The organism is Streptomyces sp. NPDC043726 (assembly GCF_056436565.1).
Genome location: NZ_JBWKCI010000003.1, coordinates 549,161 through 565,009, shown reverse-complemented (window position 1 = coordinate 565,009; position 15,849 = coordinate 549,161). Strand labels below are relative to the sequence as shown.

General features: G+C 69.0%; 14 protein-coding genes. 5 read left to right on the top strand and 9 right to left on the bottom strand.

Features of this window, described 5'->3' with window-relative positions; genetic code table 11:
• Positions 1-6: 6 nt before the first annotated feature.
• Positions 7-1,014 carry a cytochrome d ubiquinol oxidase subunit II gene (cydB, locus tag AC068Z_RS11500; RefSeq protein WP_478554405.1) on the bottom strand — a complete coding sequence of 336 codons (1,008 nt, stop codon included), beginning with the start codon at positions 1,012-1,014 and terminating at the stop codon, positions 7-9.
• A gap of 20 nt (positions 1,015-1,034) precedes the next feature.
• On the bottom strand, positions 1,035-2,543 hold the full coding sequence (locus AC068Z_RS11495) for a cytochrome ubiquinol oxidase subunit I (protein WP_478554404.1): 1,509 nt from the start codon (positions 2,541-2,543) through the stop codon (positions 1,035-1,037).
• 208 nt (positions 2,544-2,751) lie between these two features.
• Between AC068Z_RS11495 and AC068Z_RS11490 the strand changes: the two genes are divergently transcribed.
• The gene (locus AC068Z_RS11490; protein WP_478554403.1) at positions 2,752-3,126 is read left to right on the top strand and encodes a cyclophilin-like fold protein; all 375 of its coding nucleotides are present in this window, start codon (positions 2,752-2,754) and stop codon (positions 3,124-3,126) included.
• Positions 3,127-3,163: 37 nt separating this feature from the next.
• On the opposite strand, the gene hisC is transcribed toward AC068Z_RS11490, so the two are convergent.
• Positions 3,164-4,243, bottom strand: coding sequence for a histidinol-phosphate transaminase (gene hisC, locus AC068Z_RS11485; RefSeq protein WP_478554402.1), 1,080 nt, complete (start codon positions 4,241-4,243; stop codon positions 3,164-3,166).
• 439 nt (positions 4,244-4,682) lie between these two features.
• Here hisC and AC068Z_RS11480 point away from each other — a divergent pair, with 439 nt between their 5' ends.
• From AC068Z_RS11480 to AC068Z_RS11470, 3 genes are all read left to right on the top strand, one after another.
• Positions 4,683-5,795, top strand: coding sequence for a LacI family DNA-binding transcriptional regulator (locus AC068Z_RS11480; RefSeq protein WP_041819657.1), 1,113 nt, complete (start codon positions 4,683-4,685; stop codon positions 5,793-5,795).
• 201 nt (positions 5,796-5,996) lie between these two features.
• Positions 5,997-7,073 (top strand): metallophosphoesterase, encoded by a 1,077-nt coding sequence (locus AC068Z_RS11475; RefSeq protein WP_478554401.1) that lies wholly within the window; start codon positions 5,997-5,999, stop codon positions 7,071-7,073.
• Positions 7,074-7,267: 194 nt separating this feature from the next.
• Positions 7,268-8,137: a hypothetical protein gene (locus tag AC068Z_RS11470; RefSeq protein WP_478554400.1), complete on the top strand. Its 870-nt coding sequence runs from the start codon at positions 7,268-7,270 to the stop codon at positions 8,135-8,137.
• Positions 8,138-8,255: 118 nt separating this feature from the next.
• On the opposite strand, the gene AC068Z_RS11465 is transcribed toward AC068Z_RS11470, so the two are convergent.
• Both AC068Z_RS11465 and thiC read right to left on the bottom strand, forming a co-directional pair.
• The gene (locus AC068Z_RS11465; protein ID WP_478554399.1) at positions 8,256-9,698 is read right to left on the bottom strand and encodes a VWA domain-containing protein; all 1,443 of its coding nucleotides are present in this window, start codon (positions 9,696-9,698) and stop codon (positions 8,256-8,258) included.
• A gap of 147 nt (positions 9,699-9,845) precedes the next feature.
• Positions 9,846-11,633, bottom strand: coding sequence for a phosphomethylpyrimidine synthase ThiC (gene thiC, locus AC068Z_RS11460; protein WP_478554398.1), 1,788 nt, complete (start codon positions 11,631-11,633; stop codon positions 9,846-9,848).
• 250 nt (positions 11,634-11,883) lie between these two features.
• Here thiC and AC068Z_RS11455 point away from each other — a divergent pair, with 250 nt between their 5' ends.
• Complete coding sequence (locus AC068Z_RS11455; protein ID WP_478554397.1) at positions 11,884-13,278, top strand: YibE/F family protein; 1,395 nt, start codon at positions 11,884-11,886, stop codon at positions 13,276-13,278.
• Positions 13,279-13,474: 196 nt separating this feature from the next.
• On the opposite strand, the gene AC068Z_RS11450 is transcribed toward AC068Z_RS11455, so the two are convergent.
• From AC068Z_RS11450 to AC068Z_RS11435, 4 genes are all read right to left on the bottom strand, one after another.
• Positions 13,475-13,912 (bottom strand): SsgA family sporulation/cell division regulator, encoded by a 438-nt coding sequence (locus AC068Z_RS11450; RefSeq protein WP_451718106.1) that lies wholly within the window; start codon positions 13,910-13,912, stop codon positions 13,475-13,477.
• Positions 13,913-14,013: 101 nt separating this feature from the next.
• Positions 14,014-14,862, bottom strand: a complete 849-nt coding sequence (locus tag AC068Z_RS11445; RefSeq protein ID WP_478554396.1) for an IclR family transcriptional regulator — start codon at positions 14,860-14,862, stop codon at positions 14,014-14,016.
• 254 nt (positions 14,863-15,116) lie between these two features.
• Complete coding sequence (locus tag AC068Z_RS11440; RefSeq protein WP_451718111.1) at positions 15,117-15,329, bottom strand: DUF5326 family protein; 213 nt, start codon at positions 15,327-15,329, stop codon at positions 15,117-15,119.
• Positions 15,330-15,511: 182 nt separating this feature from the next.
• On the bottom strand, positions 15,512-15,829 hold the full coding sequence (locus tag AC068Z_RS11435; RefSeq protein WP_478554395.1) for a cupin domain-containing protein: 318 nt from the start codon (positions 15,827-15,829) through the stop codon (positions 15,512-15,514).
• Positions 15,830-15,849 lie beyond the last annotated feature (20 nt).

Here is a 15,849-nt window from a genome sequence, read left to right as displayed (position 1 = left end):
CACACCTCAGTGAGTGACGTCGGCGGCGATGTGCTGCGTCCCGATCCGCTTGCGGAACACCCAGTACGTCCAGCCCTGGTAGAGCATGACGATCGGTGTGGCGATCACGGCGCACCAGGTCATGATCTTCAGGGTGTACGGGCTCGACGAGGCGTTGGTGACCGTCAGGCTCCACTCCTCATTGAGCGAGGAGGGCATGACGTTCGGGAAGAGCGTGAGGAACAGCATCGCCACGGCGGCCACGATGGTGACACCGGACAGCGCGAACGCCCAGCCCTCGCGCCCGGCCTGATTGGCCGCCAGCGCCGCCACCAGCGCGCTCACCGCGGCGACGAGGGCGACCAGGCTCTGCCCGTCACCGTTCTCGACCTGCGTCCACAGCAGGAAGACCAGGGCCAGTACGGCCGTGGCGAGACCGACCTGGAGGGCCAGCCTGCGTGCCCGCTCCCGGATGTCCCCGACCGTCTTCAGCGCCACGAACACCGAGCCGTGGAAGGTGAACAGCGTCAGCGTCACCAGGCCGCCGAGGAGGGCGTACGGGTTGAGCAGGTCCCAGACGTCACCGACGTACTCGTGGCTACTGTCGAGCTTCACGCCCCGCACGATGTTGCCGAAGGCCACACCCCACAGGAACGCCGGGATCAGCGAGGTCCAGAAGATCGCTGTCTCCCAGTTGCGCTGCCAGTTCTCCTCCGGCCGCTTGGCCCGGTACTCGAAGGCCACGCCCCGGACGATCAGGGAGACCAGGATGACCAGCAGGGGCAGATAGAAGCCGGAGAAGAGGGTCGCGTACCACTCGGGGAAGGCGGCGAAGGTCGCGCCGCCCGCGGTGAGCAGCCACACCTCGTTGCCGTCCCAGACCGGGCCGATGGTGTTGATCAGGACCCGCTTCTCGGGCCGGTTCCGGGCCAGCAGCTTGGTGAGGACGCCGACCCCGAAGTCGAAGCCCTCCAGGAAGAAGTAGCCGGTCCACAGGACGGCGATCAGGACGAACCAGACGTCGTGCAGTTCCATGACTGTTCAGCTCCCTCGGCCTAGTACGAGAAGGCCATCGGCTTGTCGGCGTCCGCCGAGTCGCCGCCGATCTTCGTGGGCGGGTTGAGGTCGGCCTCCGTGAGCTCGGGCGGGCCGGCCTTGACGTACTTGGCGAGCAGCTTGACCTCGACGACGGCGAGGATCGCGTAGAGCGTCGTGAAGACGATCATCGAGGTGAGCACCTCGCCCTGGGAGACCCCGGGGGAGACCGCGTCACGGGTGCGCAGGACGCCGTAGACCACCCACGGCTGGCGGCCCATCTCGGTGAAGATCCAGCCCCAGGAGTTGGCGATCAGCGGGAAGGCCAGGGTCCAGATCGCGATGCGCCAGTACCACTGGGTGAGTTTCGGGCCGAGTGCCTTCTTGCGGAACAGGACCAGGTTCGGCACCTCGTCGTCACCGACCCGCAGGTGCTGCGGGAGCATGAACTTCTTGCGGGTCAGCCAGAGTCCTGCGAGGCCGATGGTGAACGACGTCATGCCGAAGCCGATCATCCAGCGGAAGCCCCAGTAGGCGACGGGGATGTTGGGCCGGTAGTCGCCGGGCCCGAACTGCGCCTCCTCGGCCTTCTGTACGTCGTTGATGCCCGGGACGTAGGAGCTGAAGTCGTCCTTGGCCAGGAAGGACAGCAGGCCCGGGATCTCTATGGCGACCGTGTTGTGGCCCTTTTCGACGTCGCCGTAGGCGAAGACCGAGAAGGGCGCCGGCGCCTCGCCGTCCCACAGGGCCTCGGCGGCGGCCATCTTCATCGGCTGCTGCTCGTACATGATCTTGCCGAGGACGTCACCGCTGACCGCCGTGAGCAGACCGCCGACGGCGACGGTGACCAGGCCGAGCCGCAGCGAGGTCTTCATCTCGCGGATGTGCTTCTTGCGCAGCAGGTGGAAGGCGGAGATGCCGACCATGAACGCGCCACCGGTGAGGAAGGCGGCGGAGAGCGTGTGGAAGGCCTGGGCCAGCGCGGTGTTCTGGGTCAGAACCAGCCAGAAATCGGTGAGCTCGGCCCGGCCCTTGGCCTCGTTGATCCGGTAGCCGACCGGGTGCTGCATCCACGAGTTGGCCGCGAGGATGAAGTAGGCCGACAGGATCGTGCCGATCGACACCATCCACATGCAGGCGAGGTGGATCCTCTTCGGCAGCTTGTCCCAGCCGAAGATCCACAGACCGATGAAGGTGGACTCGAAGAAGAAGGCGATCAGGGCCTCGAAGGCGAGCGGAGCGCCGAAGACGTCACCGACGAAGCGGGAGTAGTCGGACCAGTTCATGCCGAACTGGAACTCCTGCACGATGCCGGTGACGACACCCATCGCGATGTTGATCAGGAAGAGCTTGCCCCAGAACTTGGTGGCCCTGAGGTACTTCTCCTTCTCCGTGCGCACCCAGGCGGTCTGCAGGCCGGCCGTCAGGGCGGCGAGAGAGATCGTCAGGGGGACGAAGAGGAAGTGGTAGACGGTGGTGATGCCGAACTGCCATCGCGCCAGTGTCTCCGGCGCCAGAGCCAGGTCCACGTCGTCAGTCTCCTTACGTCGCCGGTACAGCGGCAGTTTGCCCCTGATGTCCCGCTCATCACGGGATCAATCCGGACACGCTTGTGAACGCGTTCACATTCACAAGCAATTATGACGTACTGATTTTCGACATGCGCAGGGGGGTCCCCCTAGCGCCTCACCGTCAGGGTCTTGGCAGCGAATTCAACATCTTGTTGAATTGCCCCTCATGCAGATACGGATCTCCTGGCCCGCGGGACACCTCACCGCGACACTCGACGACACCCCGACCACCCAGGCCCTCGCCAAGGCCCTGCCGCTCGCCTCCACCGCCCGCACCTGGGGCGAGGAGGTCTACTTCGACACCGGCGTCCAGGTTCCACGTGAAACCGACGCCCGGCAGGTCGTCGAGCCGGGCACGGTGGCCTTCTGGACGGACGGGGACGCCCTCGCCTTCCCCTACGGCCCCACCCCGATCTCGCGAGGCGACGAATGCCGCCTCGCGAGCCCGTGCAACGTCCTGGGCCGCCTCGACGGGGACCCGCGACTGCTGGCGACCGTACGGAACGGGGATCCCGTCCGGGTGGAAGCGGTGGAGGACTAGCGCTCCCGCCCGGTCGGACCGACCGACGGCGGGAGAGCTACAGCTCCTTGCGGAACCCTTCCGTCACCTTCAGGAAGATGTCGTTCGCCTCGGTCTCGCCGATCGTCACCCGCACACCCTCGCCCGCGAACGGCCGGACCACCACACCGTGCCGCTCGCACGCCGCCGCGAAGTCGGCCGTGCGCTCCCCCAGCCGCAGCCACACGAAGTTCGCCTGGGTCTCGGGCACCGTCCAGCCCTGAGCGCGCAGCGCGTCGACCACGCGATTGCGCTCACACACCAGCGAGCCCACCCGGCCCAGCAGTTCGTCCTCCGCCCGCAGCGAGGCCACCGCCGCGTCCTGTGCGAGCTGGCTGACGCCGAAGGGCACCGCGGTCTTGCGCAGGGCCGCCGCGACCGGCTCATGGGCGATGGCGAAGCCGACCCGGAGCCCGGCGAGGCCGTACGCCTTGGAGAAGGTGCGCAGGACGCAGACGTTCGGCCGGTCCCGGTAGATCTCCACGCCGTCCGGCACGTCGGGGTCGCGGATGAACTCGCGGTAGGCCTCGTCCAGCACCACCAGCACATCGCCGGGCACCCGGTCCAGGAACCGCTCCAGCTCGGGTCGCTTCACGACCGTGCCGGTGGGGTTGTTGGGGTTGCAGACGAAAATCAGCCGGGTCCGCTCGGTGATCGCGTCGGCCATCGCGTCCAGGTCGTGCACGTCACCGGGGGTCAGCGGCACCCGCACCGAGGTCGCGCCGCTGATCTGCGTGATGATCGGGTACGCCTCGAAGGAGCGCCAGGCGTAGATGACCTCGTCGCCGGGGCCCGAGGTGGCCTGGAGCAGCTGCTGGGCGACGCCGACCGAGCCGGTGCCGGTGGACAGGTGGGAGAGCGGGACGCCGAAGCGCTCGGAGAGCTCGTTCATCAGGCCCGTGCACGCCATGTCCGGGTAGCGGTTGAAGGCGGCGGCCGCGGCCGTCACGCTCTCCATCACCCCGGGCAGCGGCGGATAGGGGTTCTCGTTGGAGGACAGCTTGTAGGCGACCGGGCCGCCGGCCGCGGCGGGCTTGCCCGGCTTGTAGGTGGGGATACCCTCCAGCTCGGCGCGCAGCTTGGGGCTCGTCTCGCTCACCGCAGTCCTCCTCGCGACCACCGGCGGCCATCGTCACCACCGGCTTCCAATGCTTCTCACCTTATGAGGATTCGGCCCGGCTGCGTACAGGTGAGAGCAGACCTTCGTATCGCGGGGCTCCGGACCCCGTCCGTCACACCGGCATCAGGGGCATCACAGCGCGAAGCCGTACGAATCGGGGGCGCGTCGCACATATATCTATGCGCCGGTGGCTCGCGCCGTGGCGCGCATCACCCGTGAAGGTGAGTTGAGACCTCTTCGAAACATCGGAACCTTGGCAGGTGTGCGCACTCCGACAAGTTACACATTGCTATGGGAGCGCTTAACTCCCTTTCAATCCAATGTAATTGACGGTCCATGACCTTGCAGAAACGTGCCTGTCAACCGCTGCATATGCGTCCGCACTACCCCACCGCATGAGCCCTACTATCGGCTCGCCATGACAGCAGCAGGGAAGCACCAGGTGAGCCGCGCGGAAACCGCCCGCCGGGGCAACCGGCCGGGCCGGGCAGGCATCAGAGACGTCGCCGCCGCCGCCGGAGTGTCCATCACGACCGTTTCCGACGCCCTCAACGGCAAGGGCCGGCTCCCCGACGCCACCCGACGCCACGTCCGCGAAGTCGCCGACCGGCTGGGCTACCGCCCGTCGGCCGCGGCCCGAACCCTCCGTACCGGCAAGTCAGGACTCATCGGCCTGACCGTGACGACGTACGGGGATGAACCTTTCACCTTCACCGAGTTCGCGTACTTCGCCGAGATGGCCAGAGCCGCCACCTCGGCCGCGCTCGCCCGCGGCTACGCCCTCGTGATCCTCCCCGCGACCTCCCGCCACGACGTGTGGTCGAACGTCGCCCTGGACGGCACGGTCGTCATCGACCCGTCCGACCAGGACCCGGTGGTCAGCGAGCTGGTGCGACAGGGGCTGCCGGTCGTCTCCGACGGCCGACCGGTCGGCTCGCTGCCGGTCACCGCGTGGGTCGACAACGACCACGAGGCCGCCGTCCTCGGCATCCTGGACCACCTGGCCGACGCCGGCGCCCGCCGGATCGGCCTGCTGACCGGGACGACGACGGACACGTACACCCATCTGTCCACCACCGCCTACCTCCGCTGGTGCGAGCGGGTCGGACAGGACCCGGTGTACGAGGCGTACCCGGCCCACGACCCGTGTGCCGGTGCCGTGGCCGCCGACCGGCTGCTGGCCCGCCCCGACCGCCCGGACGCCGTCTACGGCCTGTTCGACCCGAACGGCACCGACCTGCTCGCCGCCGCCCGCCGCTACGGACTGCGCGTACCGGACGACCTGCTTCTGGTCTGTTGCAGCGAATCCACCGTGTACGCCAACACCGAGCCGCCCATCACCACGCTCTCGCTCAAACCGCGCCGGATCGGCACGGCGGTGGTGCAGCTCCTCATCGACGCCATCGAGGGGGTCGAATCGGACCAACCGGTCGAGCAGGTGATACCGACCGAGCTGATCGTCCGTACCTCGTCCCAGCGACGTCCGCCGAGGACGACCGTCAGTCCGCCCCGGTCGCCCGAGGAGCAGTAGAACCGCACCGGAAGGCAGACGGTAGAAGCCCTGCCCAACCGGGGCGAAAGCCGCGGTGAACCGGAGCGTTGCTCTGATTCACCACCCCTGGGTCATCACATGGCGCGATCGGCATTCCTATGATGGGCCCACGACACCGCGGGCCGCTGCGACCAGGCAGTCCGATGCGGTGCAGATGCGGCGCGATGGTGGAGGGGTCTGATGACTCAGGGGGCCGGTCAGGGACCCGAGGTGGAGCGGACGGCGACGTTGCGCGACTTCCGGGTACCCGCGTACGTCCACGAGACCGCTCCGTACGCCCCCGGCATGCACCCGGGCGACATCGCGCCGCCGATGGAGGAGACCTACCCCGAGGGGTACACCCCGACCCAGCGCGACCTGCCGGTGATCAACCGCGGTGACACGCTTCAGGTGACCGTCGAGCCGGTGGCGGCGGCGGTGCCGCAGCCGTCCGGCGGCGCAGGTCCGCTCTTCGTCGTGGGCGATGTGCACGGCTACCTCGACGAACTGATGGCCGCTCTCCAGGAGAAGGGCCTGGTCGACTCCGCGGGCAACTGGTGTGCGGGCACGGCCCGGCTCTGGTTCCTCGGTGACTTCACCGACCGCGGCCCGGACGGCATCGGCGTCATCGACCTCGTGATGCGGCTGTCCGCCGAGGCGGCAGCGGCCGGCGGCTACTGCAAAGCCCTGATGGGCAACCACGAGCTGCTGCTGCTCGGTGCCAAGCGGTTCTCCGACACCCCCGTCAACTCCGGCGCGGGCACCGCCACCTTCCAGGCGGCCTGGCTGCTCAACGGCGGCCAGAAGACCGACATGGACCGTCTCCAGGACCACCATCTGCAGTGGATGGCCCGGCTCGACGCCATGGAGGAGGTCGACGGGCATCTGCTCGTCCACTCCGACACCACCGCCTACCTGGACTACGGCCACTCCATCGAAGAGGTCAACGACACCGTCCGCGAGACGCTCACCCGTAACGACGCGGACGAGTGCTGGGACCTGTTCCGCAAGTTCACCAGGCGCTTCTCCTTCCGCGACGAGGGCGGCGCCGACCATGTGCGTTCCCTGCTCGATACGTACGGGGGTACCCGCATCGTTCACGGGCACAGCCCGATTCCCTATCTGCTGGGCGAGGTCGGTTCCGAGGACGGCGAGGACAACGGCGGCCCGGTGGTCGAGGGACCGCACGTCTACGCCGACGGTCTGGCCATCGCGATGGACGGCGGGGTGACCATGGCCGGAAAACTGCTGGTCCAGCAACTCCCCCTGGATATCTGACCGTTCCGGGGGCAGGTGTCCCCCGGGCCGGAACGACCGTGAACGAAACGCAGGCCAGGGGCCAATTTCTGGAAACCCCCTGTCACCGTGTGCCGTCACCGCTCTACCATCGGCTTATCCGTAGCAGGCTCCCCTCCGTTTCTGCCCGACGGCTCGTCGCCATGCGAGCCCCAAGCCCTACGGAGCATCGGGGGATGCACATGAACAGCGTTCCGCAGCACCTGCACAGTGAGGACCGCCAGGAGTACGAGCGGATCCTCGATGAGGCGCTGCGCTCCGCACCGACCCGACCGGAACTGGCCGCTGTCGGACAGCGGCTCAACTCTGAACAGCTGCGCACCATGGCGCTCAACGCCACCGCGATCATCACGGCGGCCGCGGCGACCGAGTACCAGCACTACGTGAAGGTCCGCGAGGAACTGCGCCAGCCGGCGCCGTCCACCCCGTCGTCCGTCCGCGAGTCCGGCTCCAGCGAGTCGGGATCGGGCGCGATGGGGCTCGCCGCCACCATGGGAGAGGCCACCGCCGAGACCGCCGGCGCGGGTGTCGTCGCCGTCGCGGCCGTCCTCACTCCCGTCCTCGCCGGAATCGCCGCGGCGATCTTCCTGCTCGTGGGGTACATCCTGAAGATGCTCACCCCTGAGCCGGCGTTCGCCCAGACGATGCTCACCACCGGGTGGGTGTTCGGCGCGGTGACGGCGGCAGCGATCCTCGTCGCCGCCGTCGGACTGCTGCTCACCGCTCTGCGCAACCGGCCGGCGCTCGACACCGGCCCCTACGGAGAGCTGGGCACCGAGGTGACCCGGGCCAGGGAAGCCTGGCGAGAAGCCCTGCTGGAGCGCGGCATCCTGCCGTTCCTGCGGGACGCCCTGGCCGACCCCGGGACCGCGGCCCTGCACCGCACCGCACCCAAGGCGCCGACCAGCCGTATCCCGAACCTCGGTTACGACCGCCCGGGCTTCAGCAGCCCCGGCGAGGGTCCCACCTCGGGCCCCCGCCCGAGCTTCACCAGTCCGGACTACACCAGCCCGGATTTCGGGGGCCCGGAGCACCAGCCGGAGTGACCCTGGTCCCTCGGCTTGCGCCCCCGTCGCGGGGAGCGCAAGCCGAACGTCCGGGGTGCTCGGCGGCGGCTCTTCCGGGGTGCCCCGCGCAGGGTCGTCCGGTTCGCGCGCGGACTGCTCAGAGGATGCCGGCGCTGCGTGCGGCCACCGTCCACCGCGGGAACTCCGACAGCAGACGGTCGTAGAGCTCTGGGTCCGGGACCGAGCTGATGTCGTCCACCGCGAAGAAGCCGACGTTGTCGACGCGGCGGCCGGGCAGGGTGTCGAAGCGCTCCAGGACGCCGTAATCGGACTTGCCGAGGCCCACGAACTGCCAGAAGATCGGCTCCTCGACCGCGGCCCTGAGCTCCTTCTCGATCTGGGCGTTGCGGTAGATGCCGCCGTCGGAGAAGAACAGCACCAGGGTGGGCACGGATACAGGGTGCTGCCGTACGAAGTCGCGGACTTCGGCGATCACCTTCTGTTCCTCGTTCTGGATGCCGACCGCGCGCATGTCGACCTGGCTGTCGTCCAGTCCCTTCTTCCTCTTCCTGCCGCCGAAGAGGCTCAACTCACCGCACCGCACGTGCAGCCGCGTCCACTCCGGCAGCTCACCGATCCGGAAGTCGGGCAGCCGGGCCGGGTTCGAGGCGAACGTCCAGGCCTGCATCTCGCCGTCGTCGTCCAACTGCGCGGCCACCGCGGCCATGCGCTCCACCACGTCCGCGACGACACCCCGCGAGTACAGGAACGACATGGAGCCGGAGGCGTCCAGGACGAGGATGACGCGGGCGACGACCCCGGTCGCGCCGTGCTTGGTGAGACTGACCGCGACCTGCTGCTTGCGCAGGTCCAGCCGCTTGCGCATGTCTACCGGCAGCCGCTCCTCGCCCTTGGTCAGGTTGGGGGAGGTGGAGGGGGTGGCGGGAGTCGGGGCGGGCGCGGGCGGCGCGACGGGGGGTGCCGTCGGTGCGGAGGGGATGGGCGGCGCCGTCGGTACGGCGGGGGCGGGTGCCGGCGTCGGGGCGGGTGCCGGCGTCGGGGCGGCCGCCTCCTCCTCGTCCACCGTGATGCCGAAGTCCGTGGCCAGCCCGGCCAGTCCGGAGGCGTAGCCCTGCCCCACGGCCCGAAACTTCCACTTCCCCTGGCGCAGATAGAGCTCCCCGCCGATGAAGGCGGTCTCCGTCCCGGCCTCCATCACGAAGTGCGCGATCTCGGCGCCACTGCGCTCGTCGACGAGCGTCATCCTCAGTCCCGGGACCTGCCCGAACGTGCCGCCGTCGGCCGAGGCGCACAGCACGATCCGCTCCACGACCGGTTCCAGCGACCCGAGTTCCACACCTACGGTGTCGGTCGTGGTGCCCGCGCCCCGCTGCTTGCCCAGATGGCTCACGGCCTTCGACGCGTGATGCGGCTGGTTGTAGAAGACGAAGTCCCCGTCATCGCGCACGCGCCCCGCCGCGGTGAGCAGCAGCGCCGACGCGTCCACGTCGGGCACACCCGGCCCGTCGGACCAGGTCAGCTCCACGCGGACCGCCGTGGCGTCTACAGGAAGGTTGGCGCCCTTGCTCAGTGCTGTCATGGGATCAGTGTGCCGACTGATCCGCCGCCCCCGGAAGGGCTCCGGCCGGCGAGGGGCGAAGGGCACGCGGGCGTCGGTGCGGCCGAGGGGCCGGGTGTTTCACGTGAAACGCCCGGCCCCGGCTGACGTGGACCCGAGTTCGGGGTGTCAGTCCGCGAGCGGCAGATACACGCGGTTGCCCGCGGCCGCGAACTCCTTGGACTTCTGGGCCATGCCCTCCTCGATCTCCCCCGCCGTACTGCCGTGCTGACGGCGGATGTCCTGGGAGATCTTCATCGAGCAGAACTTCGGACCGCACATGGAGCAGAAGTGCGCGGTCTTGGCGGGCTCCGCCGGGAGGGTCTCGTCGTGGAACTCCCGGGCCGTGTCCGGGTCGAGGGCCAGGTTGAACTGGTCCTCCCAGCGGAACTCGAAGCGGGCGTCCGACAGGGCGTCGTCCCAGTCCTGGGCGCCGGGGTGGCCCTTGGCGAGGTCGGCCGCGTGGGCGGCGATCTTGTAGGTGATGACGCCGGTCTTGACGTCGTCCCGGTTGGGCAGGCCCAGGTGCTCCTTGGGCGTGACGTAGCAGAGCATGGCCGTGCCCCACCAGGCGATCATCGCGGCACCGATGCCGGAGGTGATGTGGTCGTACGCCGGGGCGACGTCCGTGGTCAGCGGGCCGAGCGTGTAGAACGGGGCCTCCTCGCAGATCTCCTGCTGGAGGTCGATGTTCTCCTTGATCTTGTGCATCGGGACATGGCCCGGGCCCTCGATCATGGTCTGCACGTTGTGCCGCTTCGCGATCCGGTTGAGCTCCCCGAGCGTGCGCAGCTCGGCGAACTGCGCCTCGTCGTTGGCGTCCGCGATCGAGCCGGGCCGCAGCCCGTCACCGAGCGAGTACGTGACGTCGTAGGCGGCGAGGATCTCGCAGAGCTCCTCGAAGTTCTCGTACAGGAAGCTCTCCTTGTGGTGCGCGAGGCACCACGCGGCCATGATCGAGCCACCGCGCGAGACGATGCCGGTCTTCCGGTTGGCCGTCAGCGGTACGTACGGCAGACGGACGCCCGCGTGGACCGTCATGTAGTCCACGCCCTGTTCGGCCTGCTCGATGACCGTGTCCTTGTAGATCTCCCAGGTCAGCTCCTCGGCCTTGCCGTCGACCTTCTCGAGCGCCTGGTAGAGCGGCACGGTGCCGATGGGGACGGGGGAGTTGCGCAGCACCCACTCGCGGGTGGTGTGGATGTTGCGGCCGGTGGAGAGGTCCATGACCGTGTCGGCGCCCCAGCGGGTCGCCCAGGTCATCTTCTCCACCTCCTCCTCGATGGAGGAGGTCACCGCGGAGTTGCCGATGTTGGCGTTGACCTTCACCAGGAACCGCTTGCCGATGATCATCGGCTCGATCTCCGGGTGGTTGACGTTCGCGGGCAGCACCGCACGCCCGGCCGCGATCTCCTCGCGGACCACCTCGGGCGAGACGTTCTCCCGGATGGCCACGTACTCCATCTCGGGCGTGATCTCGCCCCGGCGCGCGTACGCGAGCTGGGTGACCGCCTGTCCGTCCCGGCCCCGGCGGGGCAGCCGGGGGCGGCCGGGGAAGACCGCGTCGAGGTTGCGCAGATTGCCGCCTCGCGGCGAGGTGTGCTTGATCCCGTCGTCCTCGGGCCGGACGGGACGGCCCGCGTACTCCTCGGTGTCGCCGCGGGCGATGATCCAGTTCTCCCGGAGCGGAGCCAGGCCCCGGCGGACGTCGGTGTCGACGAGCGGATCGGTGTACGGGCCGGAGGTGTCGTACAGCGTGACGGACTGCCCGTTGGTGAGGTGCACCTGGCGGACCGGCACCCGTAGGTCGGGGCGCGAGCCCTCGACGTACGCCTTGTGCCAGCCGATGGACTTCCCGGCCTCCTGGGACGTGTCGTCCTGAACGGAGGCAGGCGTGCGTGCGTCCTTGATGGTCATGAGACCTACTCCCTACGCCGGCATTACCCGGTAACAGGTTCGGCGGTCGACGCAGCCGTATCCGTCTGCCGATGCTCCGTGTGGAAAGTCACTCGCATGTGACGTTCCACGTGAAACATCGCTGGGACGGAGGTCAGCGCCCTCTCAGCCCGGTGCTCCGAGCTCCCGCGTGTACAAAGGTGCCCCCACGCTAGCGTCAATTCGGGCGCGGTGAACAGGGGGCCCCTGTCGTTCTTGCGATGATCGGTCGGTGACCTCGACGCATGAACCCCCGTTCCCCCCCGAGCCGCCGCGCGGCCCCGGCTCCGGCTCCACCGGCGGCGGTGACGGGCAGGGGCACGGACACGGCCACTCCCACAGCCACTCCCACGGTCCGGCGGCGCCGGTCTCCCAGCACCTGCGCAAGGTGATCGCGGCGATCCTCATCCCGTTCGCCGCCGCGGTGGTCGTCGGGCTCGTGGTGCTGTGGCCGGGCGGAGCACCGCCGCACGAGCGGACCGGCGTCGGCTTCGACCGGCAGACCGAGCAGGCGACCGTCACCAAGGTCGAGGAGGTCAGCTGCTCGTCGGTGAACGCCTCCGGAGTCCCCCCGACCGGCGACACCTCCACGGCCGAGGGCTCCTCGGCCCAGCAACAGGCCGACGGCACCTGCAAGAAGGCGACGGTCCGCGTCGACACCGGCAAGGACGAGGGCCGTACCTTCACCGAGATCGTGCAGCCGGACCAGTCCCGGCAGCTGCACGAGGGCCAGAAGGTCGTGGTGGCCTACGAGCCCTCGGCGCCCAAGGACCTCCAGTACGCCGTCGCCGACGTCAACCGCCGGGTCCCCATGGCGGTGCTCGCCGGTATCTTCGCGCTCGCCGTCGTGGTGGTGGGCCGGCTGCGCGGGGTCATGGCGCTGGTCGCACTGGCCATCAGCTTCCTGGTGCTGACCATGTTCATCCTGCCCGCCATCCTCCAGGGCTCGAACCCGCTGGTCGTGGCGGTCGTCGGGGCGAGCGCCATCATGCTGATCGCCCTCTACATGTGCCATGGCCTGTCGGCCCGTACGTCGGTGGCGGTGCTCGGCACGCTGATCTCGCTGCTGCTGATCGGCCTCCTCGGTTCCGTCTTCATCGACTGGGCCTCACTCACCGGCAACACCGACGACAACACCGGTCTGATCCACGGGCTGTACCCGGAGATCGACATGAGCGGTCTGCTGCTCGCGGGCATCATCATCGGCTCGCTCGGTGTCCTCGACGATGTGACGGTCACCCAGACCTCGGCGGTCTGGGAGCTGCACGAGGCCAACCCCACGATGGGCTGGCGCGGGCTGTACCGCGCCGGCATCCGCATCGGCCGCGACCACATCGCCTCCGTCGTCAACACCCTCGTCCTCGCCTACGCGGGCGCCGCGCTGCCGCTGCTGCTGCTCTTCTCGATCGCGGAGAGCAGCGTGGGCACGGTCGCCAACAGCGAGTTGGTGGCGGAGGAGATCGTGCGCACGCTGGTCGGCTCGATCGGCCTGGTCGCCTCGGTTCCGGTCACGACGGCCCTGGCGGCGCTCATGGTCTCGACGGACCGTCCCGAGAAGCAGCTCGCGACGGCCACCGGCGGGCCTCCTCCGGCGCGTGGCGGGCGGGGGCGGCGACGGAAGCGGTGACGCCGGCGCGCGGCTGTGCCGGCAGGAGGCTTCCGCTGGACTGTGCGGGCTGGAGACTTCCGCTGGGCTGTGCGGGCTGGAGGCTCCCGCTGGGCTGTGCGGCAGGAGGCTTCCGCTCGGAGAAGAAGCGTTCCTGCACAACCCCACAGCCCTCGCTGAAGCGTTACGGCACCCCACGCGGCCCAGCCGTAACGCTTCAGCCGGCGCTCTGCTCCTCCGCCAGGATGCGGTCCAGGGCCTCGTCCAGGCTCGCGTCGAAGTCGGAGAGCGCGCCCTCCTGGCCGAGCGGCACCAGCTTGTCGGTGCGGTCGAGGAAGGCGATCAGCGGCGCCGAGGAGGAACGGAACAGGGCGTGATCGCCGCCGACCTGAAGGCGGATCAGCACATCGCCGAGGGTGTCGGGGTCGGCGGGCGCGACCCGCACATCACCCTCCCCGCACGGCCGTCCCACCCCGTCGATCATCAGCTCCCGCCCGAACGCCCAGGTCACCGGGGCGTCTCCGGGCAGATGGAAGGTCAGCCGCACGGCGTAGGGATCGTAGGTCTCGTACCGCAACTCCACCGGGATGCGGAAGGAGAGCTCCTCGGAGACGAGGAAGCTCATCATGACCTCTGCCTGTACGGACTCGCGCATCGCCTACCCCGTCATCTGCCGTCGTTTTGGCCAGGAATGATCCACCTGGCACTTGATGGCATCTTGCTGAAAGTACACGGCAGATCACAAGGAGTGAGTTTTCAGATACTGATAGAGATCGCCAGTGACCCGAGGTGCCGAGCGATCTCGGCCTGCAACTGCCGTGCCGCGTCCAGCAGTCGGCCCGCCTGGTGGACCGGCAGGGAAAGAGCCAGCGTCGCAGCGGTGTTACCGACAGTGATCGGAATGGCGGCGCACACCGTCCCCAGCGCGTACTCCTGCCGTTCGGTCACCAGCTCCATCCGCCGCATGCGGTCGAGGCGCCGGAGCAGGGTGTGGTCGTCGCACACGGTGTACGGGGTGATGGGCTGCACCGGATAGCGATCCAGGTGGTCCCGGCGCGTGGCCTCGTCCACCTGGGCCAGCAGACACTGCCCGATGGCGTGCGCGTGCCCGGTCTCGCGGAAGTCGGCCCACTCCTCTACCGCCGGGTTGCCCGGGGTGTCGGAGACGCCCATGACCTCGATCTCGCCCTCGCGGTACAACGCGTAGTACACGGGTACGCCGATGGCGTCCCGCCAGTGCGCGAGCGCGTCGGCCACCGTGGTGCGACGTTTCTCCTGTGCTCCGCTGCTGCCCAGCCGTTCGGCCGCCTCCCCGAGGAAGAACAGGCCCTTGTCGCGCCGGAGATAGCCCTCGTGGACGAGGGTGCGCAACAGGTGGTAGGCGGTCGGCAGCGCCAGACCGTTCTCCCTGGCCAGTTGCTTGGCGGGGGCTCCGTGCTCATGCTCGGCGACGGACTCCAGCAGGCGCATGGCGCGCTGGACGGATCCGATGAGGGTCGCCGACTGGGCGGGGTGGGGCGGGCTCGCGGAGTCCTGGGCCGTCGGCTGGGTCGGAGGCCGGGCGCAGGTTCCGGTGGCGGGATAGGCGGTGTCAACCGTGGCCAAGGGTCACTCCCGTAGCGCGAGGGGGCAGCCCGTGCGGGGAACACGGGTGGGGGTGTACGCCGCTCACGGGGGATGTCCCCGCGTCGATTTTCCGGACTCTATTCGTCCGTCACCGCTCGCAGACGGCCTGCCGGAAAACTTCCCTCGGCCGAGGGAACCGACGATTCTGGTTACCGCTCAGCGGTTGCCCCTCGCATTCCCCGACCGGTCGCGCCGGTTACTCTCGCCGGTCGCGCCGGTCACCCTCGGCTCCGTCAGAAGTCGCCCCGCGAAGAGGAACTGGCGGTGAACTTCCGTACGACGTAGATCAGTCCGCCCACCAGCGCGACGAAGACCAGCACCTTGAACAGCAGCCCGATGACGAAGCCGACGACGCTCGCTATCAGCCCGCCGAACACGACCAGGGCGATGACCGGCACCGCGATCCACTTCACCCACCACGGAAGTCCCGCGAAGATCTCACCCATCGCCCTCGTCCTTACCTCTCCGCCCGTCGCAGTGCCGGGTCCGATCGGACGGCCCGCGCTCTGTCCGCGGACCCGTCTGTCCTTGTCCGCCTTCGATGCTAGGGCCGTGAAGGGGGCCGACGGGCGCGTCGCGCCCCCCGTCCTCCCCTGATCGATCCCCTAGGGAATCCGGGGGCGGACCCTCAGCTCTCGGGCGGAGAGAACACCACGAGCACCCGCAGATCCTCGCTGATGTGATGGAACTTGTGGGCCACACCGGCGGGCACGTACACCACGCTGCCCCGCGCCACCTGCGTCGTCTCCAGGCCGACGGTGATCGCGGCGCGGCCGCTCACAACGAAGTAGACCTCGTCCTGGTTGTGCGGCTTCTGTGGATCGTGCTCGCCCGCGTCGAGCGCGTACAGACCGACCGACATGTTCCGCTCCCGCAGAAACTGCAGGTAGGCGCCCTCGTTGGCGGCGCGCTCCGCCTCCAGTTCATCCAGCCGGAATGCCTTCATCGCTGTCGTTCGCCCTCGTC

What these genes read in the sequence shown, in the direction of transcription:
- AC068Z_RS11490 (WP_478554403.1), top strand. Translation starts at nt 2,752, where the DNA reads ATGCAGATACGGATCTCCTGGCCCGCGGGACACCTCACCGCGACACTC.
- AC068Z_RS11435 (WP_478554395.1), bottom strand. Translation starts at nt 15,829, where the DNA reads ATGAAGGCATTCCGGCTGGATGAACTGGAGGCGGAGCGCGCCGCCAAC.
- AC068Z_RS11440 (WP_451718111.1), bottom strand. Translation starts at nt 15,329, where the DNA reads ATGGGTGAGATCTTCGCGGGACTTCCGTGGTGGGTGAAGTGGATCGCG.
- AC068Z_RS11475 (WP_478554401.1), top strand. Translation starts at nt 5,997, where the DNA reads ATGACTCAGGGGGCCGGTCAGGGACCCGAGGTGGAGCGGACGGCGACG.
- AC068Z_RS11465 (WP_478554399.1), bottom strand. Translation starts at nt 9,698, where the DNA reads ATGACAGCACTGAGCAAGGGCGCCAACCTTCCTGTAGACGCCACGGCG.
- thiC (WP_478554398.1), bottom strand. Translation starts at nt 11,633, where the DNA reads ATGACCATCAAGGACGCACGCACGCCTGCCTCCGTTCAGGACGACACG.
- AC068Z_RS11470 (WP_478554400.1), top strand. Translation starts at nt 7,268, where the DNA reads ATGCACATGAACAGCGTTCCGCAGCACCTGCACAGTGAGGACCGCCAG.
- AC068Z_RS11450 (WP_451718106.1), bottom strand. Translation starts at nt 13,912, where the DNA reads ATGCGCGAGTCCGTACAGGCAGAGGTCATGATGAGCTTCCTCGTCTCC.
- cydB (WP_478554405.1), bottom strand. Translation starts at nt 1,014, where the DNA reads ATGGAACTGCACGACGTCTGGTTCGTCCTGATCGCCGTCCTGTGGACC.
- AC068Z_RS11480 (WP_041819657.1), top strand. Translation starts at nt 4,683, where the DNA reads ATGACAGCAGCAGGGAAGCACCAGGTGAGCCGCGCGGAAACCGCCCGC.